We start from the raw sequence: 21575 nt of genomic DNA, 5'->3' as shown, positions 1-21575 counted from the left end.
AGCCGCCCTTGAAGAGCGGCTTTTTCATCTATCAACCAAGCCTTACAGCTGCGGACCTGCCGCCTTGATCGCGTCGCTCACTTCGAACTTCTTGAAGTTCTCGATGAACAGCCCGGCCAATGCCTTGGCGGCTTCGTCGTAGGCGGCTTTGTCGGCCCAGGTGTTGCGTGGGTTCAACAGGCCAGTCTCGACGCCTGGAACAGCCAGCGGCACGTCCAGGTTGATGATGTCCAGGTGTTCGGTTTCAGCACCGATCAGCGCGCCGCTCTGGATGGCTGCGATCACCGCACGGGTGGTCGGGATGTTGAAGCGCTTGCCGACGCCGTAGCCGCCGCCGGTCCAGCCGGTGTTGACCAGGTAGACCTTGGAGCCGAAGCCACGGATGCGCTTGATCAGCAGCTCTGCGTATTCACCGGCTGGACGCGGGAAGAACGGCGCGCCGAAGCAAGTGGAGAAGGTCGACTTGATGCCGCTGCCCGAGCCCATTTCGGTCGAGCCCACCAGTGCGGTGTAGCCGGACAGGAAGTGGTAGGCAGCTTGTTCTTCGCTGAGGATCGACACGGGCGGCAGTACGCCGGTCAGGTCGCAGGTCAGGAAGATCACGGCGTTTGGCTCGCCACCGAGGTTCTTCGGTGCGCGTTTTTCGATCAGCTCACGCGGGTAGGCGGCGCGGCTGTTCTGGGTCAGGCTGTCGTCGGCGTAGTCGGCTTTCTTGGTGACCGGGTCCAGGACGACGTTCTCCAACACGGCGCCGTGCTGGATGGCTTTCCAGATGACCGGCTCGTTCTTCTCGGACAGGTCGATGCACTTGGCGTAGCAACCGCCTTCGATGTTGAAGACCACGCCTACGCCCCAGCCGTGTTCGTCGTCACCGATCAGGTAGCGGCTTTCGTCGGCGGACAGGGTGGTCTTGCCGGTGCCCGACAGACCGAAGAACAGGGTCACATCGCCCTCTTCGCCCATGTTGGCGGCGCAGTGCATCGGCAGCACGTCAACGGCTGGCAACAGGAAGTTCTGCACGGAGAACAGGGCTTTCTTCATCTCACCGGCGTAGCGCATGCCGGCGATCAGCACTTTCTTGGCCGCGAAGTTGATGATCACGGTGCCGTCGGAGTTGGTGCCGTCACGCTCAGGCTCGCAGACGAAGTTCGGCGCGTTGAGGATCTGCCACTCGTCCTTGCCGCCGGCGTTGTACTGCTCGGGGTTGATGAACAGGCAGCGGCCGAACAGGTTGTGCCACGCGGTCTCGGTGGTCATCTTGACCGGCAGGTAGTGCGCAGGATCGGAACCTACATGCACGTGGGAAACAAAACGCTCGCGCTCGCCCAAGTAGGCTGCGACGCGGTTCCACAGGGCGTCGAACTTGTCGGCCGGGAACTTGCGGTTGATCGGGCCCCATGCAATGGCGTGCTGGGTGGTTGGCTCTTCCACGATGAAACGGTCGACTGGCGAGCGACCGGTACGATGACCGGTACGTACAACCAGCGCGCCAGTATCGGCAAGCTCGCCTTCACCGCGATTCAGGGCTTCTTTGACCAGATCATCGACACTCAGATCGGTGTACACGGCGTTATTGGCTTGCGTCATGAGATTCCCCGTCGGCCCGTGGCCGAGTGCTCCAAACGTTTTGTAGTAGGAAGTCGCGCACTACTACCCGAAAAAAGTGGGCCGGATTATGCCAGAAAAGCCCAAAAAAAGTAGGGCCCTCCCGTCAGTACGGCGTAAATCCGGCGTTTGCCAGGAGATTTACCTGCGCTGAACCGATTTAGTGACGAGTATCTGACGGTGTGTCGACACCCGCACCGGCGAACAATTGGGCAATGTCCGCGGCATCGAACAGGTAGCGCTCATTGCAAAACTGGCAATCGATTTCAATGGCGCCGCCATGTTCGATCACCAGTTGCTGTGCATCTTCCAGACCCAGACTGACCAGCGCATTGCCGGAACGTTCACGGGAGCAACTGCATTTGAAGCGCAACGGCTGGCCATCGAACAAGCGAACCTGCTCTTCGTGGTACAGGCGATGCAGGACGGTTTCGTTGTCCAGGCCCAGCAATTCATCAGCGCTCAAGGTGCTGGCCAGAGCGGTGACGTGCTGCCAGCTGGCGTCGCGCTCTTCCGGATCACGGATGCGGTCGGCAGGCAGTTGCTGCAGCAGCAATCCACGGGCGCGCCGCCCGTCGGCATAGAGCCAGAAGCGGGTGTTGGTCTGCTGGGACATGACGAAGTAATTGGTGAAGCACTCGGCCAGGGTCGCGCCGTCGAGATCGACGATGCCCTGATAGCGCTTGCCGTGGCTCGGGTCGACCGTCAGGGCCAGCACGCCGTTGGGCATCAGGTCGGCCAAGGTTGCGTCGGGCGCGATCTGCTCCGCGTGATAACGGGCCAGGCCACGGATCTCTCGCTCGCTGGAGCATTCGATCATCAGCAGAGGCACCGGACCTTCGGAGCGCGCCTGGAGGATCAGCAAGCCATCGAATTTCAAGGTACCCACCAGCAGCGCCGCGGCGGCCATCAACTCGCCGAGCAATTGCGCGACCGGCTCCGGGTAGGCGTGCTTGGCAAGGACTTCGGCGTAGCTACGCTCCAACGCCACCAGCTCGCCACGGGCGTCGCTGTCATCGAAGATGAAACGTTGGGTGTAGTCGGTATCCGGTAAATCAGTCATAGGGTCTGGTATCTGAGGTGATGGCAATTGATGACAGGCATTTTATGGGCATTCAGGGTGGGTTCCAAGCAAGCCATGATTTTGCTTTGTGGGAAGACTGAGCATCTATCTGCATGTGCAGCGCTGTTGTGGCGAGGGAGCTTGCTCCCGCTCGGTTGCGTAGCGACCGCAAGATTCTGGGGCCGCTACGCCCGAGGCGTCGGACCGGCCCAGCGGGAGCAAGCTCCCTCGCCACGGGTTACCGGTGTGGCCGATGCTTTACTCGCTGTTGCTGCCATGAAACTTGAACAGGTCCCGACGCTGCTTCTTGCTCGGCTTGCCGTCGGTGCTGACGCCCAGGGCACCGGCCTTGCGCTGGGCGGCAGCAGCTTCGCGCTTGGCGACGCTGGCTTCGGTCTCGCGGTATAGCGTTTGAGCTTCCGGCGCGCCGCGACGCACGATGGACAAGGCTTCGACAACCACGGTTTTTTCATCAAAACCGGTACGGATGACGTATTCGTCACCGATACGTGGCTCTTTGCCAGGCTTGCAACGCTCGCCCCGGTGATGGACCTTGCCGCTTTCAATGGCGGCCTTGGCCAAGGCTCGGGTCTTGTAGAATCGTGCCGCCCACAACCATTTATCGAGACGGACCTTGTCATCCTCTTCGCTTTTTTGTGCCACTGGAATTCCTCTTTCTAACGAATAGCTGGAACTGTACTACCGTTTTTGTCGGGCGCACGAATCCGTCGCGACGGATAGAATGCCCGCCGAACCGCCCGTTCATAGGGCGAGCGTCGGCATCGGCTACACATTCAAACGGGTGCGTAGATAACTGTCGCCATTTTGTGATTATTCTGCGTGAATACCGCGATTCGCGGAGTCCACGATCCGATGTGCCAATTTCAGGTTGTTTTTATTGAAGACATTTGACCATCTGACCGTCGTCGGTCTGCGCGAATGGGTGGCGCTCCCGGACTTGGGAGTCGCCGGCCTGCGCGCAAAAATCGACACCGGAGCCAGTACTTCCAGCCTGCACGCTACCGACATCGAGCCATTCGAGCGCGACGGCGAAAAATGGGTGCGTTTCACCGCGCACCTGGGCACGGTGGTGCAGTTGCGCCATCGCCGCTGCGAAGCGCCGCTGGTAGCGCGCAAGACCATCAAGAGCTCCAACGGCCACGCCCAGGTCCGCTACGTGATCAGCACCACGCTGGCGCTGGGCGATCGGTTCTGGCGGGTCGAGTTCACCCTCGCCTGCCGCAAATCCATGCGTTATCGCCTGTTGCTGGGTTCCAAAGCTCTGATTGACGGCCAGTTGGTGGTCAATCCAGGCATCAAATACGTCCAAGACAAGCCGGCATACCCGGTGTCCACTACCTCTGCCACAGGTGTTGCATGAAGATCGCTGTGCTGTCGCGAAATCCGCGTCTGTATTCCACCCGTCGCCTGGTCGAGGCCGGGACCGAACGTGGCCATGAAATGGTGGTGATCGATACCCTGCGCGCCTATATGAACATTGCCAGCCACAAGCCGCAGATCCATTACCGCGGCAAACCGCTGGAAGGCTTCGATGCGGTCATCCCGCGCATCGGCGCATCGGTGACCTTCTACGGCTGCGCGGTATTGCGCCAGTTTGAAATGATGGGCGTGTATCCCCTCAATGAGTCCGTCGCGATTGCCCGCTCGCGAGACAAGCTGCGTTCCCTGCAATTGCTGTCTCGGCGCGGCATCGGCCTGCCCGTGACCGGTTTTGCCCACTCGCCGGATGACATTCCCGACCTGATCGCGATGGTCAATGGCGCCCCCCTGGTGATCAAGGTGCTGGAGGGTACCCAGGGCATTGGCGTGGTGCTGTGTGAAACCGCAACGGCGGCGGAATCGGTGATCGAGGCGTTCATGGGCCTGAAGCAGAACATCATGGTCCAGGAATACATCAAGGAAGCCGGCGGTGCGGACATTCGTTGCTTCGTGGTCGGCGACAAAGTGATTGCCTCGATGAAACGCCAGGCCCGGCCCGGTGAGTTCCGCTCCAACTTGCATCGGGGCGGCAGTGCGAGCCTGATCAAGATCACCCCCGAAGAACGCATGACCGCCCTGCGTGCCGCCAAGGTCATGGGGCTGGCCGTGGCTGGCGTGGATATCCTGCGTTCCAATCACGGACCGCTGGTGATGGAGGTCAACTCCTCGCCAGGCCTGGAAGGTATCGAGACCACCACCAGCAAGAACGTGGCAGGGATCATCATCGAACACCTGGAAAAGAATGGCGGGCCGAACATGACCCGGACCAAGGGCAAAGGCTAATCCATTTACAAACACTGTGGGAGCGAGCTTGCTCGCTCCCACAGGTCCTCTGCCTGACCTGAAAGAAATCGCTACACCGCATCCCGAGGCAGCATCAAGCCCAACGGCAAGCGCACCCGTGCTTCCAACCCGCCACCGACGCGGTTGCGCAGTTCGACGTTGCCGCCGTGCATCGAGGCGATGCGCTTGACGATCGCCAGGCCCAGTCCGGTGCCCTTTCCTCCTCGGGCGCGATCGCCCCGGGTAAAGGGATTGAAAATGGCCTCAAGCTCCGACGGATCAATACCAGCGCCACGGTCCATGACGCTCAGCACCACGTAAGGCGCACTGGTGTCGCCGGAGACATAGGCCGCGACTTCAACACCGGCGCCCGCATGGTTCAGCGCATTGCCGATCAGGTTGTTCAACAAACGCTTCATTGACACCCGGCGCAACGGGAACGGCTGGATCGGCTCCAGGCGCAACTGCACTTTTTCGTCGTTCTGGTTATAGGGCGCAACCACTTCCCGCACCAACTCACTGAGGTCCACCTCCTCCACGGACTCATCACGACCGTCTCGAATGAACGCCAGGAACTGGTCGAGAATCGCGTCCATGTCTTCGATGTCACGGACCATCTCGTCGGTCAGGTCGGTGTGCTCGCCCATCAACTCCAGCGACAACCGCAGCCGGGTCAGCGGCGTACGCAAGTCGTGGGAAACGCCCGCAAGCATCAGCTCGCGCTCGCGTCCGGCCTGCTCGACATCCTCGGCCATCTGGTTGAAAGCGCGATAGACCTCGGTCATCTCGCTCGGGGTATCGCTGATGGGCAATCGTACGCTTCGACCCTGGCCCAATTGCCGGGCGGCATACACCAGGCGCTTGAGCGGTTGGTTGAGCTGGCTGACGAAGATCCATGCCGATGCCGTCGATAACAGGCCGATCGCCAGGAACCAACCCAGCACGTTCCAGATTTTCTGGCCACGCAATGGATGCGGGTACAGCGGCACCTTCAACCAACCGTCACCCAGGCTCGGGGCACGCACCCACAATGCCGGAGGCGAATGCATGCGCAGTCGCACCTCGGTGTCGGCGCCCAGTTCGGCCTGCATCTGCCGTTGATAGATTTCGCTGTACGGCCAGTGCTGCTCCCCTTCCGGCACGCCGGCGCCAACGACCCGAATCAATGTCGCCGCCTCGGCAATCTTGGCTCGATTGGTTTCGTCAGCCGCCCAATAGGCCCGCAGGGTCAAGGCCACGCCGTGACTGTATTGGCGGTCCACCAACACGTCTTCGTTCATCAGCAGGTAGACCAGCGTCAGCGCCTTGGAAAAAAGCACGACGATCAGCACCAGCCAGAGGGTGCGGGAGAAAAAACTCTGGGGGAACCAAACGGGGGTTTTCATGAATAGCCGCTACACACTTGCAGGAGCGAGCGATGCTCGCACAATGACGGACCGCGAGTCGCCTGGAAGAAGACATTTCAACCAGCCAGGCTACCCGCTCCTACAAATCGCCAATCACTTGCTGGCGGCGCCATCCGGCACGAACACATAACCCACGCCCCAGACGGTCTGGATATAACGCGGCTTGGATGGATCGGGCTCGATCATCCGTCGCAGACGGGAAATCTGCACATCGATGGAGCGCTCCAGCGCATCCCATTCGCGGCCACGGGCCAGGTTCATCAGCTTGTCCCGGGTCAACGGCTGGCGGGCGTTCATCACCAGGGCCTTGAGCACGGCGAACTCACCGGTGGTGAGCATGTGGATCTCGTCGCCACGCTTGAGCTCGCGGGTGGCCAAGGACAGTTCATAGTCGCCGAAGGTCACGCTTTCGTCTTCGCTGCCCGGCGCGCCCGGCACCGGGGCCGATTGGCGACGCAAGACCGCCTTGACCCGGGCCATCAACTCGTCCGGGTTGAACGGCTTGGCCAGGTAATCGTCGGCGCCCAACTCCAGCCCCTTGATGCGGCTCAGTTCGTCGCCCTTGGCAGTGAGCATGATGATCGGGATCTGGTTGTTCGCGCCACGCAGGCGACGGCAAGCGGTCAAGCCGTCCTCACCCGGCAGCATCAGATCGAGGACCACGAGGTTGAACACCTCACGGGCCAGCAGGCGATCCATTTGCTCGGTGTTCGGTACGGTACGGGCGCGATAGCCCTTGCTGACGAAAAAACGCTCCAGCAGGCTGCTCAGCCCGGGATCGTCGTCAACAATCAGAATTTTTTCGCCTTCAGCAGTTTGTGCAGTGCTGCTCATAGGAAGCTCCTTTGATCTTGGCGCGCATTATGGCCTAGCTGCCGTTATACGCACCGTGTGCATTGTTAGCAGATTTTTCCTCTATCTCCAGCAATCCACCCATCAAACCCTCGGTTCACGACACCCCCGAACAACGGAACGCTGGTTATAATGCGCGGCCTTTGTGCCAGGACCAGGCCGGATCTCTATAACGGCGCAGCACTTTTTTTACCCCTGGCCAGGCAGCACTTTTTGAATTTCGCGGGTCAACAGGCAGCCTTTTGACCCAGGCAGCGGCGCATGCCAGGCCGCTCAACCAGTCTCGCCGAGCCCGGCTTCTGCGGCGGCGAGCCTGATTTCACAATTTGTCAGGTGGTTTTATGGACAGCATCAACAGCCGCATCGCCGAGGAACTCGGCGTCCGCCCACAACAGGTCGAAGCGGCCGTCGCGCTACTCGATGAAGGCTCCACGGTCCCTTTCATCGCCCGTTACCGGAAAGAAGTGACCGGCAGCCTCGATGACACCCAGTTGCGTCATCTGGAAGAGCGCCTGCGCTACCTGCGCGAACTCGACGAACGGCGCATCAGCATCCTGGCGAGCATCCAGGAGCAGGGCAAGCTGACCCCGCAACTCGAGCGCGACATCAAGCTGGCCGATACCAAGACCCGCCTCGAAGATTTGTACCTCCCCTACAAGCAGAAGCGCCGCACCAAGGGCCAGATCGCCTTGGAAGCCGGCCTCGGCGAGCTGGCCGATGGCCTATTCAACGATCCAACCCTGGCCCCTGAAACCGAGGCCGCACGCTTTGTCGATGCCGAAAAAGGCGTGGCGGACGTGAAGGCCGCGCTGGAAGGTGCCAAGTACATCCTCATGGAGCGTTTCGCCGAAGACGCCAACCTGTTGGAGAAACTGCGCAACTTCCTCAAGCAGGAAGCCATCCTCAGCGCCCGCGTCATCGCCGGCAAAGAAGAGGAAGGCGCCAAGTTCCGCGACTACTTCGAGCATGACGAACCGCTCAAGAGCATGCCGTCCCACCGTGCCCTGGCGATTTTCCGTGGCCGCAACGAAGGCATTCTCAGTTCAGCCCTGAAGGTCGGTGAAGAACTGCCCGGCACCATGCACCCGTGCGAAGGCATGATCGGCCAGCAATTCGGCATCCAGAACCAGAACCGCGCCGCCGACAAATGGCTGGCCGAGGTGGTGCGCTGGACCTGGAAGGTCAAGCTCTACACCCATCTGGAAACCGACTTGCTCGGTGAGCTGCGCGACAACGCCGAAACCGAGGCGATCAACGTATTCGCCCACAACCTGCACGACCTGCTGCTGGCCGCACCGGCCGGCCCGCGCGCCACCCTGGGCCTCGACCCAGGCCTGCGCACCGGTTGCAAGGTGGCGGTGGTGGACTCGACCGGCAAACTGCTGGACCACGCCACGGTCTACCCGCACGTGCCGCACAACAAGTGGGACCAGACCATTGCCGTACTCGCCGCCCTGTGCGCCAAGCATTCGGTGGACCTGATCGCCATCGGCAACGGCACCGCCAGCCGCGAGACCGACAAGCTGGCCGCCGAGCTGATCAAGAAATACCCGGCCATGAAAATGACCAAGGTCATGGTCTCCGAGGCCGGTGCTTCGGTTTATTCGGCGTCGGAACTGGCTTCCAAGGAATTCCCGGACCTGGACGTGTCGATTCGCGGCGCGGTGTCGATCGCCCGTCGCCTTCAGGATCCGTTGGCGGAACTGGTGAAGATCGATCCGAAATCCATCGGCGTCGGCCAATACCAGCACGACGTTTCCCAACTGAAACTCGCCCGTGGCCTGGACGCCGTGGTGGAGGATTGCGTGAACGCCGTGGGCGTGGACGTGAACACCGCCTCGGTGGCGCTGCTGGCGCATATTTCCGGCCTGAACGCCACCCTGGCGCAGAACATCGTCACCCACCGTGACGAACATGGCGCGTTCAAGACCCGCGCCGCGTTGAAGAAAGTCCCGCGCCTGGGTGAAAAAACCTTTGAACAGGCCGCCGGCTTCCTGCGCGTCATGAACGGCGACAACCCGCTCGACTCTTCCGCAGTCCACCCGGAAGCCTACCCGCTGGTGCAACGCATCGCCGCCCAGACCGACCGCGACATCCGCTCGCTGATCGGTGACGCCGCGTTCCTCAAGCGCCTGGACCCGAAGAAATTCACCGACGAAACCTTCGGCCTGCCCACCGTGACCGACATCCTGCAAGAGCTGGAGAAACCGGGACGCGACCCACGCCCTGAGTTCAAGACCGCCGAATTCCAGGAAGGCGTCGAAGACCTCAAGGACCTGCAACCGGGCATGATCCTCGAAGGCGTGGTGACCAACGTGACCAATTTCGGCGCGTTCGTCGACATCGGCGTACACCAGGACGGTCTGGTGCACATTTCGGCGCTGTCGGAAAAATTCATCAAGGACCCACGCGAAGCCGTGAAGGCCGGCGATGTGGTGAAAGTGAAGGTCATGGAAGTCGATATCCCGCGCAAACGCGTTGGCCTGTCGATGCGCATGAGCGACACGCCCGGTGAGAAAGTCGACGGGGCCCGTGGTGCTCGCCCAGGCGCCGCGCCGCGCCAGTCGCAGAACACCGCGCCGCGCAAGGAGACCGCCACGGCAGCCCCGGCCAACAACGCCATGGCCTCGCTGTTCGCCAACGCCAAGCAACTGAAGAAACGCTGATGGACGCGCCGGCCGGGCTGGTTCAGAGCGCGTTCTTCAAGCTGCTCGGCTGTCGGCTGCAAAGCCTCGAGAACGGGGTGGCGCAAGTCGCCCTGGGCCTCGAACCCGAGTTGCGCAATCGTGGCGGCAAGCTGCACGGCGGTGCGCTGTTCAGCCTGGTGGACATCGCCATGGGCCTGGCTTGCTCCAGTGTCCATGGCTTTGACCAGCAGAGCGCGACCATCGAGTGCAAGATCAACTACATCCGCGCCGTCTCAGACGGCGAGGTGTTGTGCACCGCCCGGGTCATCCACCCGGGCCGGCGCACGCTGGTGGTCGAGGCCGAGGTGATGCAGGGCGACAAGCTGGTCGCAAAAGCGCAAGGCACGTTCGCTGTCCTATAGCTCCCTGTCATCGATTTGGGGTAATTTCGACGCCATGAATGCGGTGTCGAAATTTCTCTGTGGGAGCGGGCTTGCTCGCGAAGGCGGTGTATCAGGCGACTCCAATGCTGACTGATACGCCGCTTTCGCGAGCAGGCTCGCTCCCACAGGGGCCGTGGCGACCTGTCGTTAGCCGTATGAAAACCAGGCGAAAACGCCAGTTTTAACTTCACCCTTGTAGACCGTCTTGCCCACCCCCATATTGGGGCGACTGACGCGTGAAGGAATTCAACTTGAGCGACCTTTTAAACCGCCGCCTGGCCCTGCTCGGCGAGCGCGCCAACCTCTCCCTGCTCGAGCAGTGCCTGCACGGTATCGAACGTGAATGCCTGCGCGTCACCGACGACGGGCGCCTGGCGCAGACCCCGCACCCGCAAGCCCTGGGCTCGGCGCTGACCAACGAACAGATCACCACCGACTATTCCGAGTCGTTGCTGGAGTTCATCACCCCGGCCCTGGCCAACCCGGCCGATACCCTGCGCAGCCTCGACAGGATCCACCGGTTCGTCTACAGCAAGCTCGGCGACGAATACCTGTGGAGCCCTTCGATGCCGTGTCCGTTGCCGGCCGAGGAAGAGATTCCGATCGCCTATTACGGCACCTCGAACATCGGTCGACTCAAGTACGTCTACCGCAAGGGTTTGGCCCTGCGTTATGGCAAGACCATGCAATGCATCGCCGGGATCCACTACAACTTTTCCCTGCCGGAAAAGCTCTGGCCCCTGCTCCGGCAGGACGAAGCCATCGACGCGAGCGACCGGGACTTCCAATCGTCGGCCTACATCGCCCTGATCCGTAATTTCCGTCGCTACAGTTGGCTGCTGATGTACCTGTTCGGTGCCTCGCCGGCCCTCGACGTCGGTTTCCTGCGTGGCCGGCCGCACCAGTTGGAACAGCTGGATCCGGACACCTTGTACCTGCCCTACGCCACCAGCCTGCGCATGAGCGACTTGGGTTACCAGAGCAACGCCCAGGCCGGCTTGACGCCTTGCTACAACGATCTGGCAAGCTACACCGACAGCCTGCGCAAAGCGGTGGCAACGCCGTACGGGCCGTACGTCGAAGTCGGCACCCACCAGAACGGCGAGTGGGTGCAGCTCAACACCAACATCCTGCAGATCGAAAACGAGTACTACTCCAATATCCGTCCCAAGCGCGTGACCTACACCGGCGAGCGGCCAATCCAGGCCCTGATGGCTCGCGGGATCCAGTACGTCGAAGTGCGTTGCCTGGACATCAACCCGTTCCTGCCGATGGGCATCGACCTCACCGAGTCGCGGTTCCTCGACGCGTTCCTGCTGTATTGCGGCCTCAATGACAGCCCGCAGCTGGAAAACAACGAATGCAGCAACGCCACCAGCAACTTCCTGACCGTGGTCAAGGAAGGCCGCAAGCCGGGCCTGCAACTGCAGCGCCAGGGGCAAGCCGTGGATATGCAGGCATGGGCCCTGGAATTGCTCGAGAATATCGCTCCACTGGCAGCGCTGCTCGACCAGAGCCAGGGTGGCGACGCCCACCGTCAGGCGCTGGACGCGCAACGAGCGAAAGTCCGCGATCCATCGCTGACGCCGTCCGCCCAGGTACTGGCCGCCATGGCCGAGCATCAGGAAAGCTTCGCTCAGTTCTCCCTGCGCCAGAGCAAGGCCCACGCCGAGTTCTTCCGCGCCGAGCCGTTGGCGACCGAAGAGCAAGCCGCGTTCGAACAAACCGCTCGCCAGTCCCTGGTCCAGCAAACCGAGCTGGAGCAGAACGAGGTGGGGGATTTCGACGTGTTCGTGGGTTCGTATCAGGCGAGCATTTTGGCGATCAGTAACTGACCGAGCATTCCCATGATTCCTTCGTGGGAATGCAGCTGTGGCGAGGGGATTTATCCCCGCTGGGTTGCGAAGCGACCCCAAAACGGCGGTAAGTGACCTGTCTGACACACCGAAGAGGAGCTTTAGGGCTGCTACGCAGCCCAGCGGGGATAAATCCCCTCGCCACAAAAGCCATGTACAACTCCAATTTCTGCCCCTTGCATAGACTTTTTCGCAGATAAGCTAATTCTAAAAAGTTATTTATTTCTTAATTCTTAGATCATTTAGTCTCCTCCAACGCCGACTCTCCGGCGGCCTGTTGAGGAGCTACACCATGTCTTTGAGTTTCCCCCTTCGCCTTCTCGCGGCCGCCTCCCTGGCTGCGGCGAGTCTTTTTGCCCAGGCGGCCGACCTGACCGTCGCCTACCAGACCACCGTTGACCCGGCGAAAGTCGCCCAGGCCGACGGTGCCTATGAAAAAGCCACCCAGGCGAAGATCGCCTGGCGCAAGTTCGACAATGGCGCCGACATCATCGCCGCCATCGCCTCGGGCGATGTGCAGATCGGTTACCTCGGTTCCAGCCCGCTGACCGCCGCCATCACGCGTAAGGTTCCAGTGGAAACTTTCCTTATCGCCACCCGGATCGGCGCCGCTGAAGCCTTGGTCGCCCGTGACGGCTCCGGCATCAAGACCCCGCAAGACCTGATCGGCAAGAAGATCGCCGTGCCGTTTGTCTCCACCGGCCATTACAGCCTGCTCGCCGCGCTGAAGCACTGGAACATCGACCCGTCGAAAGTCACCGTGCTCAACCTCGCCCCGCCAGCCATCATCGCCGCCTGGAAACGCGGCGACATCGACGCCACCTACGTCTGGGACCCGGCCCTCGGCGTCGCCAAGGAAAACGGCAAGGTGCTGATCACTTCGGCTGAACTGGCCCAGTTCGGCGCACCGACCTTCGACGCCTGGATCGTGCGCAAGGATTTCGCCCAGCAGCATCCCGAGATCGTCACGGCGTTCGCCAAAGTCACCCTGGATGCCTACGCCCAGTACCGCAAGGATCCGCAAGCCTGGCTGGCCGATGCCTCCAACATCGACAAGCTGGTGAAGCTCTCCGGCGCCAAGGCCAGCGATATCCCGCTGCTGTTGCAAGGCAACGTCTTCCCGCTGGCCGCAGACCAGGTGGTGAGCCTCGGCGCTCCAACCACCCAGGCGATTACCAACACTGCCACGTTCCTCAAGGAGCAAGGCAAGGTCGAAGCGGTGCTGCCGGATTACGCGCCGTACGTCAGCGCCAAATACATCACTCGCTGATCGAAAAAGGAGACGCCGAGATGGCCTTGCTACAGCTGGAGCGCATCAGCGCACAGTACCTCGGTGCAACGAAACCGGTACTGGCGGATATTTCGTTGACCCTGGGCCCGCAGCAGTTGTTGGTCGCCCTCGGCCCATCCGGCAGCGGCAAGACGTCGCTGCTCAACCTGATTGCCGGGTTCGTCGAGCCCAGCGCCGGGCAAATCACCCTCGACGACGTTCCGGTGTCAGGCCCCGGCGCCGAACGTGGCGTGGTGTTCCAGGACGATGCGCTGTTGCCCTGGCAGGACGTGCTGGCGAACGTCGCTTTCGGCCTGGAACTGGCCGGAGTCGCCAAGGAAAAACGCGAGGCTCGCGCCCGGGAGATGCTCGCCTTGGTGGACTTGGCCGGTTTCGAAAAGCGCCGCGTCTGGCAGCTGTCCGGCGGCCAGAAGCAACGCGTAGGCCTGGCCCGCGCGTTGGCAGCCGATCCGCGATTGTTGTTGATGGACGAACCTTTCGGCGCCCTGGACGCTTTCACCCGCGAGCAGATGCAGGAGCTGTTGCTGCAAGTCTGGCAACGCACCGCCAAACCAGTGTTCCTGATTACCCACGACATTGAAGAAGCCGTGTTCCTGGCAACCGATCTGATCCTGCTGGCACCCGATCCCGGGCAGATCGTCGAGCGCCTGAGCCTGGATTTCGGCCGCCGCTACGGCGCGGGTGAATCGGCCCGCTCCATCAAGTCCGATCCACGCTTCATCGAGACCCGCGAGCACGTGCTCGCCAAGGTGTTTTCCCAACGCAGCGCCACTCGACAACAGGAGCGCGCATGAGCAGTTATGAAGTTCCAGCCGTGGCCGGCGATGCCGTGAGCTCGCACGCGGCAGCACCCGTACGACGCAGCCTGGGCACACGCTGGATCAGCGGGCTGACGTTGGTCGTGTTGCTGTTTCTCTGGTGGGCGATCACCGCCAGCGGGCTGATCGAACCGCTGTTCCTGCCGCCGCCCTCCGCCGTTATGCAAAAGGGATGGCTGCTGGCAACCAGCGGCTACATGGACTCGACACTCTGGCAACACCTGGGCGCAAGCCTCGGGCGGATTGGCCTGGGCCTGTTGTTCGCAGTGCTCACGGCGGTGCCGGTGGGCATCGCCATCGGCGCCAACCGTATCGCCCGTGGGGTGCTCGATCCGCTGATCGAGTTCTATCGACCGATTCCGCCCCTGGCCTACCTGCCGCTGATCGTGATCTGGTGCGGCATCGGCGAGCTGTCGAAAGTCCTGCTGATCTACCTGGCGATCTTCGCCCCGATCGCCATCGCCACCGCCACCGGCGTGCGCACCGTTGACCCGGCGAAACTGCGGGCGGCGCAATCCCTCGGTGCCACCCGGGCGCAACTGATCCGCCACGTGATCGTGCCCAGCGCCCTGCCGGACATCCTCACCGGTATCCGCATCGGCCTGGGCGTGGGTTGGTCGACGCTGGTCGCCGCTGAATTGATCGCGGCCACCAGCGGCCTGGGGTTCATGGTGCAGTCGGCGGCGCAGTTTCTGGTCACCGATGTGGTCGTGCTGGGAATCCTGGTGATCGCCCTGATCGCCTTCGCCATGGAAATGGGCCTGCGCGCCCTGCAACGCAAGCTGGTGCCATGGCACGGCCAGGCCCATTGATACGTAATGACCACGCCGACCATTCGGCGCCCATCCGAGAGACCATCATGAGCCGCCCGACCATTACCCCGTTGAGCATTGCCCTCGCCGCGCAGATCAGCGGGATCGACATCAGTCATCCGCTGAGCCTGGAAGACCGGGATTTCATCGAGCAGGCGCTGCTGGAACATCAGGTGCTGTTTTTCCGCGACCAGCCGATCGAACCGCCGCAACAGGCACGTTTCGCTGCGTATTTCGGTGACCTGCACATTCATCCGATCTATCCCAACGTACCGGAGCAGCCCGAAGTGCTGGTGCTCGACACCGCCGTCACCGACGTTCGCGATAATGCCGTATGGCACACTGACGTGACCTTCCTGCCGACTCCTGCCATGGGCGCCGTGCTCAGCGCCAAGCTGCTGCCGGCGTTTGGCGGCGACACGTTGTGGGCCAGTGGCATCGCTGCCTACGAAGCCTTGTCGGCGCCATTGAAAAGCCTGCTGGAAGGCCTGACGGCGACTCACGACTTCACCCGTTCGTTTCCGCTGGAGCGCTTTGGCAACTCCGCCGAGGACTTGGCGCGCTGGGAAGAAGCACGACGGAAAAATCCACCGTTGTCCCATCCAGTGATTCGTACACATCCGGTGAGCGGTCGTCGCTCGCTGTTCGTCAACGAAGGCTTTACCACTCGCATCAACGAGCTGTCGGAAAGCGAAAGCGAGGCGATCCTGAAACTGCTGTTTGCCCACGCCACGCGCCCGGAATTCACCGTTCGCTGGCGCTGGCAGGCCAATGACGTGGCGTTCTGGGACAACCGCGTGACCCAGCATTTCGCCGTGGACGACTACCGCCCAGCCCGACGCGTCATGCATCGGGCGACGGTGTTGGGGGATGTGCCGTTTTTCAGGTGAGTGCCTTGCCCGAATGGTTTTCCGGGGTAACGCATATCCCCGTGGCGAGGGAGCTTGCTCCCGCTCGACTGCGCAGCAGTCGCAAAACCTGTCCCACTGCTTTTCCTGATACGCAGTGTTTGAATGGGTTTGGGGCCGCTTCGCGGCCCAGCGGGAGCAAGCTCCCTCGCCACAGGGGTGTTCGGTATTACTCAGCCGTCGAAGGCTTCTCCCACAGGTTGATCCCGCCCTCCTGGGCAAAGCGGTCGATCTCGGCCAGTTCTTCGGCGCTGAAATCGAGATTGCGCAGGGCGCCGACGTTCTCGACGATCTGCTCCGGCCGGCTCGCGCCGATCAGGGCGGAGGTGACCCGTGGATCGCGCAACGTCCAGGCCAGGGCCATTTGAGCCAGGCTCTGGCCGCGACGCTGGGCGATTTCGTTGAGCGCACGGACGTGGGCGATGTTTTCCTCCGACAGATGCGACGCTTGCAACGAGCCGCCCCCCGGGCGATTCACCCGCGCATCGGCGGGAATGCCCTTGAGGTATTTGTCGGTCAGCAAGCCCTGGGCCAGCGGCGTGAAGGCGATGACGCCCGTGCCGAGTTCCTCGGTGGCGTCCAGCAGGTCTTTTTCCACCCAGCGATTGAGCAGGTTGTAGGCCGGCTGGTGGATCAGCAGTGGGACTTTCCATTCCTTGAGCAGCGCGGCCATTTCCCGGGTCTTCACGCCCGAATACGAAGAGATGCCGATGTACAAGGCCTTGCCCTGCTGCACGGCCGTCGCCAGCGCGCTGGCCGTTTCCTCCAGTGGCGTGTCGGGGTCGAAACGGTGGGAATAGAAAATGTCCACGTAATCCAACCCCAGGCGCTGCAGGCTCTGGTCGAGACTGGCGAGTACGTATTTGCGTGAACCGCCACCCTGGCCATACGGGCCGGGCCACATGTCCCAGCCAGCCTTGCTGGAGATGATCAGTTCATCGCGGTACTGCTTGAAGTCTTCACGCAACAGCCGGCCGAAATTGATTTCGGCGCTGCCGTAGGGCGGGCCGTAGTTGTTGGCGAGGTCGAAGTGATTGATGCCCAGGTCAAACGCCGTGCGCAACAAGGCTCGCTGGGTATCGATCGGCGTGCTGTCGCCGAAGTTGTGCCACAAGCCGAGTGACAGGGCTGGCAGCACCAGCCCGCTGCGACCGACGCGGCGATAGGGAATGGACTCGTAGCGGTTTTGCGCAGCGGTGTAGGTCATCGAAAAGGGCTCTCTGTTCGGATGGCGGGTGGCAAAAGCTAACATTTCACAGACGCATCGGTCAGGCCGAAAGTTCGCGGATCCCTGTGAGAGCGAGCTTGCTCGCGAAGGCATCTACAAACTCAACAGTTGCGCTGGCTGACCCACCGCCTTCGCGAGCAAGCCCGCTCCCACAAGGTATTAGCGGTGCCATGGAAATCGAAAACTACATCAACGCGCCTGCGCAAACACCTCCGCCACCCAGTCCACGAACACCCGTACCCGTGGCGACATGTGTCGGTTGTGCGGATAAAGCACCGACACTGGCATGGAGGGTGGCGGCGTCGCCGCGAGCACCTCCTGGATCAGGCCCTGCCGGATCGGCTCCTCCATCCGGTAATGCGGGCACTGGATCAGGCCCATGCCGGCAATGGCCGACGCGGCGTAGATTTCCGCGCCGGACACCGACAACGTCCCCCCGATCTGCACTTCCTTCAGTTCGCCGTCGACCATGAATTCGAACGGATACAGCTTGGCGGTGGTGCGCGAGACGTAATTCACTGCCTTGTGATGCCGCAAGTCATCGAGGTTTTTCGGTTCGCCGTATTGGCGCAAGTAACCAGGGCTGGCGCAGGTGACTTGCCGAAGATTGGCGACACGCCGGCCAATCAATGACGAATCCGCCAACGTACCGGAGCGCACGACGCAATCGACGCCCTCGGCAATCAGGTCGACGAAACGATCCGCCTCACTGATGAACAGTTCTATTTCCGGATAGCGGGCCATGAACTGCGGCAACGCCGGAATCACGAAATATCGCGCCTGTGTTCCGTGCAGGTCCACCCTCAGCTTGCCTTTGGGCGCAACGCCGCGAAACGCCAGTTCGGCTTCTTCCAGCTCGGCCAGCAATTGTACGCAGCGCGGGTAATAGGCTTCGCCATCGAGGGTCGGGCGCACCTTGCGCGTGCTGCGCTCGAGCAAACGCACACCCAACCAGGCCTCGAACTGATTGAGCGTATGGGTCAGCGTGGCCCGTGGCATGTTCAAGTCTTCAGCAGCCAGGGTGAAACTGCTGCGCTCGTAGATGCGGACAAACACCCGCATGGCCTTGACCTGATCCATTGAAATCCTGCGCTCCGATTGTTGGAGATTATTGAACAGTCAAGGCAACTTTCCGGCATTTATCGGCGAGAGTAAACATGTGAATCTGCCTGCAACCATCACTACATCCCAAGGGGATTCTCGCCATGACTGCTTCAAACTCCAAAGTTGCCATCGTGACCGGCGCCTCCCGTGGCATCGGCGCAGAGATTGCCAAGCAACTGGCCAGCGACGGCTTTGCCGTTGCCGTCAACTTTGCCAGCAGCGCCAACGAAGCCTCCAAGCTGGTGGTGCAGCTGCGTCAGGCCGGTCACCAGGCCATAGCGGTGAAAGCCGACGTGTCGGTTGCCGCCGACGTCAGCCGGATGTTCGATGAAGTCGAAGCACAACTGGGCAAGATCGATGTGTTGATCAACAACGCCGGCATCCTCCAGGTCATGCCCTTGGCGCAGCACAACGACGAGTTGTTCGACCGTACGTTCGCCATCAACACGCGCGGTACCTTCAACACCCTGCGCGAGGCCGCGACTCGGCTGAACGATGGCGGCCGCATCGTGAATTTTTCCAGCAGTACCGTAGGGCTGAACCTGCCTGGCTATTCGGTGTACATCGCCAGCAAAGCCGCGGTGGAGTCACTGACCCAGGTGTTCGCCAAGGAACTGCGCGGTCGCCAGATCACGGTCAACGCCGTGGCGCCGGGGCCGGTCGCCACCGAACTGTTCATGCACGGCAAAAGCGAGGAGCAGGTCCAGCACTACGCGAAGATGCCGCCCCTGGAGCGCCTCGGCCAGCCGGAAGACATCGCCAGCATCGTGTCTTTCCTGGTGAGTCCGGCTGCCGGTTGGGTCAATGGGCAGATCCTGCGGGCCAATGGTGGGCTGGTCTGAGGCTTCACTCGATCAACGCACCAGATGCAAGAACTGCATGTGCCGCTCGTACTGGTCGAGGATGTCGTTGATGACCTGCTCCTTGGAATAGCCCACCAGGTCGTAATCCTGGCTGCCTTCACTCAGGTGCACTTCGGCACGGTAGTAACGCCGGTTGTTGATTTGCTTGGAGCCCATGCCACCCCGGGCGAAGGACGGTGTGAAGTAACCGCGCATCTGCACTTGGTAGATGAACGGATGCTGCTCGCCATGGCCGATTTCCAGGCTGACACTGTCGGCCGCCGGGTCGGGTTGGGTCATTACGGTCAGGCCCTTCTCGATGAACACCGCTTTCACATCTTCGATGGCCGGGCGCACCGTGCTATCCAGAAAGCGGTACACCTCATCGCGAGAAGGAAAATGCACCGCCTGGCTCAGGCGCTGGCGCCAGCCGCCAGTGCCCCGTCGCGAAGCCGAAACGGGCGCCAACGAATGCAGTTGCGCAATCTGCTTCTGGGATTCGAGGTAGAACGCCTTGTGCAGGCCCCACATCATCAGCAAGAGAATCAGTGAAAAGGGCAAGGAGGTCAGCACCACCGCCGACTTGAGCGCATCGATACTGCCGGAAAACAGCAAGGCGCTGGTCACCAGGGCGGTCATCGCGCCCCAGAACACCCGCAGCCATTTCGGTCCGTCTTCATCCGGACTGCCGCCCTTGGCCGAAAGCGTGGACAGCACCACGGTGCCGGAGTCGGCGGAGGTGACGAAAAACACAAAGCTGATAAACACCGTGACAGCGATGACCGTCTTGCTCCACGGGTAGGTCTCCAGCAGCAAGTAAAGGCTCATCGACGGGTTATCCACCGCCGACATCCCCAAGGCGCTCATGCCATGGTTCAACACTTGGTCGAGGGCGCTGTTACCAAAGATCGACATCCACGCCAGGGTGAAACCGAGGGGAATCAACAGCACGCCAAAGACGAATTCGCGAATCGTCCGGCCACGGGAAATACGTGCGATGAACAGCCCCACGAACGGCGACCACGCAATCCACCATGCCCAATAGAACACCGTCCACCCGCCCAGCCAGTCGCTCGGTTTGTCGTAGGCGTACAGGTCAAAACTTTTCATTGGCAAGGCGCCGAGATAGTCACCGACGTTCTGGATCAACGTGTTGAGCAAATGCTGGGTCGGGCCGGCAAACAGCACAAACAACAGCAACGCGCAGGCCAGCAGCATGTTGATGTCGGACATCACCCGCACGCCTTTGTCGACCCCGGCCACCGCGACGATGATCGCCGCGCCCATCATCAGCACGATCAGGCCGACCTGGATCCATTGGGTGTGAGCGATGCCGAACAGGTAATCCAACCCGGAATTGAGGTGCAGCACACCAAACCCCATGTCCGCACCGAGGCCGAACACCGTTGCGATAATGCCGAAGCCATCCACGGCATAACCGATCGGACCGTTGATGCGCTTGCCAATCAACGGATACAACGCCGATCGCAACGCCAGCGGCAAATTGTGCCGGTAGGCGAAGTACGCCAAGGCCATGCCGACAAAGGCAAACACCCCCCAGCCGTGCAGGCCCCAGTGCAAGAAGAGGATCTGCATGGCCTGGCGCGCCGCATCGGCAGTACCGGCTTCGCCTTGGGGCGGCTGTGCCAGATGGGTCAGCGGCTCGGAAACACAAAAGAAAAACAACGTGATGCTGATCCCGGCGGCGAACAACATGCCGGCCCAGGATAAGTAGCTGAATTCGGGCTCGTCATGGTCGGCACCGAGCTTGATCTTGCCGTAGCCCGACAACGCAGTGACCACCACGAAAATCAAATACAGGGTCATCGCCAGCAAGTAGTACCAACCGACTGTATTGGCCGCCCAGTTCTGGGCCGCCAGCAGCCAGGCGCCGGCTTGCGCGGGCATGGCGATCACCACCAGGCCGAACAGCAGGATGAAAGTCGCGGCGAAGTAAAACACCGGCGGATTCATGCGGACCAAGCCGCTGGGTGAAAGGGACGAAGTACTCATCGACGAAGCACCTCGCAAAGCGAAATCGTGACGTGTGCAAACGGACTCGGCAAAGGCAAGCCTCCTGTTGTGAGCGGGCAGCAAACCAATGGTTTAACTTGAATGAACGTTCAAGTTAAACATGAATAGCTAGCTAAGGACTAATCGCAGGGCTCAACGGCACGTTTCCTACACTAGCCCATGGCTGGGTATGACGGTGCCTGGCGGGCATTCGTTCATTAACGCAGGCCCAGATTGTGGGAGCGGGGGGGGGGGGGGGGGGGGGGGGGGGGGGGGCCGCAGAGGGAGCAAACCCAAGCGGGGGGGCGGGACGACCCCCCCCCCCGGGCTTGCTCGCGAAGGCGTCGGCCTATCCGACATCATCGGTACAGACAGATCGCTTTCGCGAGCAAGCCCGCTCCCACAGGTGAAGTGCAGGGCAATC

18 protein-coding genes are annotated in these 21575 nt (G+C 61.6%); 10 read left to right on the top strand and 8 right to left on the bottom strand.

The features are described 5' to 3' along the window. Positions 1 to 42 precede the first annotated feature (42 nt). The 3 genes from JMN22_RS14525 to JMN22_RS14515 all read right to left on the bottom strand — a co-directional run bounded on the left by JMN22_RS14525 (position 43) and on the right by JMN22_RS14515 (position 3331). Positions 43 to 1587 (bottom strand): phosphoenolpyruvate carboxykinase, encoded by a 1545-nt coding sequence (locus JMN22_RS14525; RefSeq protein WP_030141546.1) that lies wholly within the window; start codon positions 1585 to 1587, stop codon positions 43 to 45. 178 nt (positions 1588 to 1765) lie between these two features. After that, positions 1766 to 2668 carry an Hsp33 family molecular chaperone HslO gene (gene hslO, locus JMN22_RS14520; protein ID WP_198797044.1) on the bottom strand — a complete coding sequence of 301 codons (903 nt, stop codon included), beginning with the start codon at positions 2666 to 2668 and terminating at the stop codon, positions 1766 to 1768. A gap of 258 nt (positions 2669 to 2926) precedes the next feature. Beyond that, positions 2927 to 3331, bottom strand: a complete 405-nt coding sequence (locus tag JMN22_RS14515) for an RNA-binding S4 domain-containing protein (protein ID WP_030141548.1) — start codon at positions 3329 to 3331, stop codon at positions 2927 to 2929. Between the two features lie 235 nt (positions 3332 to 3566). Between JMN22_RS14515 and rimB the strand changes: the two genes are divergently transcribed. Together rimB and rimK are read left to right on the top strand one after the other, a co-directional pair. Beyond that, positions 3567 to 4049 carry a retropepsin-like aspartic endopeptidase RimB gene (rimB, locus tag JMN22_RS14510; RefSeq protein WP_030141549.1) on the top strand — a complete coding sequence of 161 codons (483 nt, stop codon included), beginning with the start codon at positions 3567 to 3569 and terminating at the stop codon, positions 4047 to 4049. Further along, positions 4046 to 4951 carry a 30S ribosomal protein S6--L-glutamate ligase gene (rimK, locus tag JMN22_RS14505; protein ID WP_030141550.1) on the top strand — a complete coding sequence of 302 codons (906 nt, stop codon included), beginning with the start codon at positions 4046 to 4048 and terminating at the stop codon, positions 4949 to 4951. The genes rimB and rimK overlap by 4 nt, the downstream gene beginning before the upstream one ends. Before the next feature lie 71 nt (positions 4952 to 5022). Here rimK and JMN22_RS14500 read toward each other — a convergent pair whose 3' ends face one another. Beyond that, on the bottom strand, positions 5023 to 6336 hold the full coding sequence (locus tag JMN22_RS14500; RefSeq protein ID WP_030140494.1) for an ATP-binding protein: 1314 nt from the start codon (positions 6334 to 6336) through the stop codon (positions 5023 to 5025). Between the two features lie 114 nt (positions 6337 to 6450). Continuing rightward, the gene (gene ompR / locus JMN22_RS14495) at positions 6451 to 7191 is read right to left on the bottom strand and encodes an osmolarity response regulator transcription factor OmpR (protein WP_025211284.1); all 741 of its coding nucleotides are present in this window, start codon (positions 7189 to 7191) and stop codon (positions 6451 to 6453) included. A 359-nt stretch (positions 7192 to 7550) separates the two neighbouring features. Between ompR and JMN22_RS14490 the strand changes: the two genes are divergently transcribed. The 7 genes from JMN22_RS14490 (at position 7551) to tauD (ending at position 15946) form a co-directional block, all read left to right on the top strand. Next, positions 7551 to 9875, top strand: coding sequence for a Tex family protein (locus JMN22_RS14490; protein WP_198797043.1), 2325 nt, complete (start codon positions 7551 to 7553; stop codon positions 9873 to 9875). Then, positions 9875 to 10258, top strand: coding sequence for a PaaI family thioesterase (locus tag JMN22_RS14485; protein ID WP_051065981.1), 384 nt, complete (start codon positions 9875 to 9877; stop codon positions 10256 to 10258). The genes JMN22_RS14490 and JMN22_RS14485 overlap by 1 nt, the downstream gene beginning before the upstream one ends. A 272-nt stretch (positions 10259 to 10530) precedes the next feature. Continuing rightward, on the top strand, positions 10531 to 12114 hold the full coding sequence (gene gshA / locus JMN22_RS14480; RefSeq protein WP_030140497.1) for a glutamate--cysteine ligase: 1584 nt from the start codon (positions 10531 to 10533) through the stop codon (positions 12112 to 12114). A gap of 313 nt (positions 12115 to 12427) precedes the next feature. Next, positions 12428 to 13405 (top strand): taurine ABC transporter substrate-binding protein, encoded by a 978-nt coding sequence (gene tauA / locus JMN22_RS14475; RefSeq protein WP_198797042.1) that lies wholly within the window; start codon positions 12428 to 12430, stop codon positions 13403 to 13405. Positions 13406 to 13425: 20 nt separating this feature from the next. After that, positions 13426 to 14220 carry a taurine ABC transporter ATP-binding subunit gene (gene tauB, locus JMN22_RS14470; protein WP_198797041.1) on the top strand — a complete coding sequence of 265 codons (795 nt, stop codon included), beginning with the start codon at positions 13426 to 13428 and terminating at the stop codon, positions 14218 to 14220. Further along, on the top strand, positions 14217 to 15056 hold the full coding sequence (gene tauC / locus JMN22_RS14465) for a taurine ABC transporter permease TauC (RefSeq protein WP_198797040.1): 840 nt from the start codon (positions 14217 to 14219) through the stop codon (positions 15054 to 15056). The genes tauB and tauC overlap by 4 nt, the downstream gene beginning before the upstream one ends. Positions 15057 to 15103: 47 nt before the next feature. Continuing rightward, positions 15104 to 15946 (top strand): taurine dioxygenase, encoded by an 843-nt coding sequence (gene tauD, locus JMN22_RS14460; protein ID WP_198797039.1) that lies wholly within the window; start codon positions 15104 to 15106, stop codon positions 15944 to 15946. Positions 15947 to 16133: 187 nt separating this feature from the next. Here the strand turns inward: tauD and mgrA are convergent, their stop codons facing one another. Beyond that, positions 16134 to 17171 carry an L-glyceraldehyde 3-phosphate reductase gene (gene mgrA, locus JMN22_RS14455; RefSeq protein ID WP_030140502.1) on the bottom strand — a complete coding sequence of 346 codons (1038 nt, stop codon included), beginning with the start codon at positions 17169 to 17171 and terminating at the stop codon, positions 16134 to 16136. 210 nt (positions 17172 to 17381) lie between these two features. Next, positions 17382 to 18272: a LysR family transcriptional regulator gene (locus JMN22_RS14450; RefSeq protein WP_030140503.1), complete on the bottom strand. Its 891-nt coding sequence runs from the start codon at positions 18270 to 18272 to the stop codon at positions 17382 to 17384. 125 nt (positions 18273 to 18397) lie between these two features. On the opposite strand from JMN22_RS14450, the gene JMN22_RS14445 reads away from it, so the two are divergent. After that, positions 18398 to 19138: an SDR family oxidoreductase gene (locus tag JMN22_RS14445; RefSeq protein ID WP_198797038.1), complete on the top strand. Its 741-nt coding sequence runs from the start codon at positions 18398 to 18400 to the stop codon at positions 19136 to 19138. Positions 19139 to 19150: 12 nt separating this feature from the next. On the opposite strand, the gene betT is transcribed toward JMN22_RS14445, so the two are convergent. Continuing rightward, entirely contained in the window at positions 19151 to 21112 is a 1962-nt protein-coding gene (gene betT / locus JMN22_RS14440) for a choline transporter BetT (protein WP_198797094.1), read from the bottom strand. Positions 21113 to 21575 lie beyond the last annotated feature (463 nt).

It is taken from the genome of Pseudomonas sp. HB05 (assembly GCF_016756915.1).
In the GTDB taxonomy this organism is placed as follows: domain Bacteria; phylum Pseudomonadota; class Gammaproteobacteria; order Pseudomonadales; family Pseudomonadaceae; genus Aquipseudomonas; species Aquipseudomonas alvandae.
Note: the sequence above shows the minus strand (reverse complement) of the source record. Positions and strands in the feature narration are given on the sequence as shown.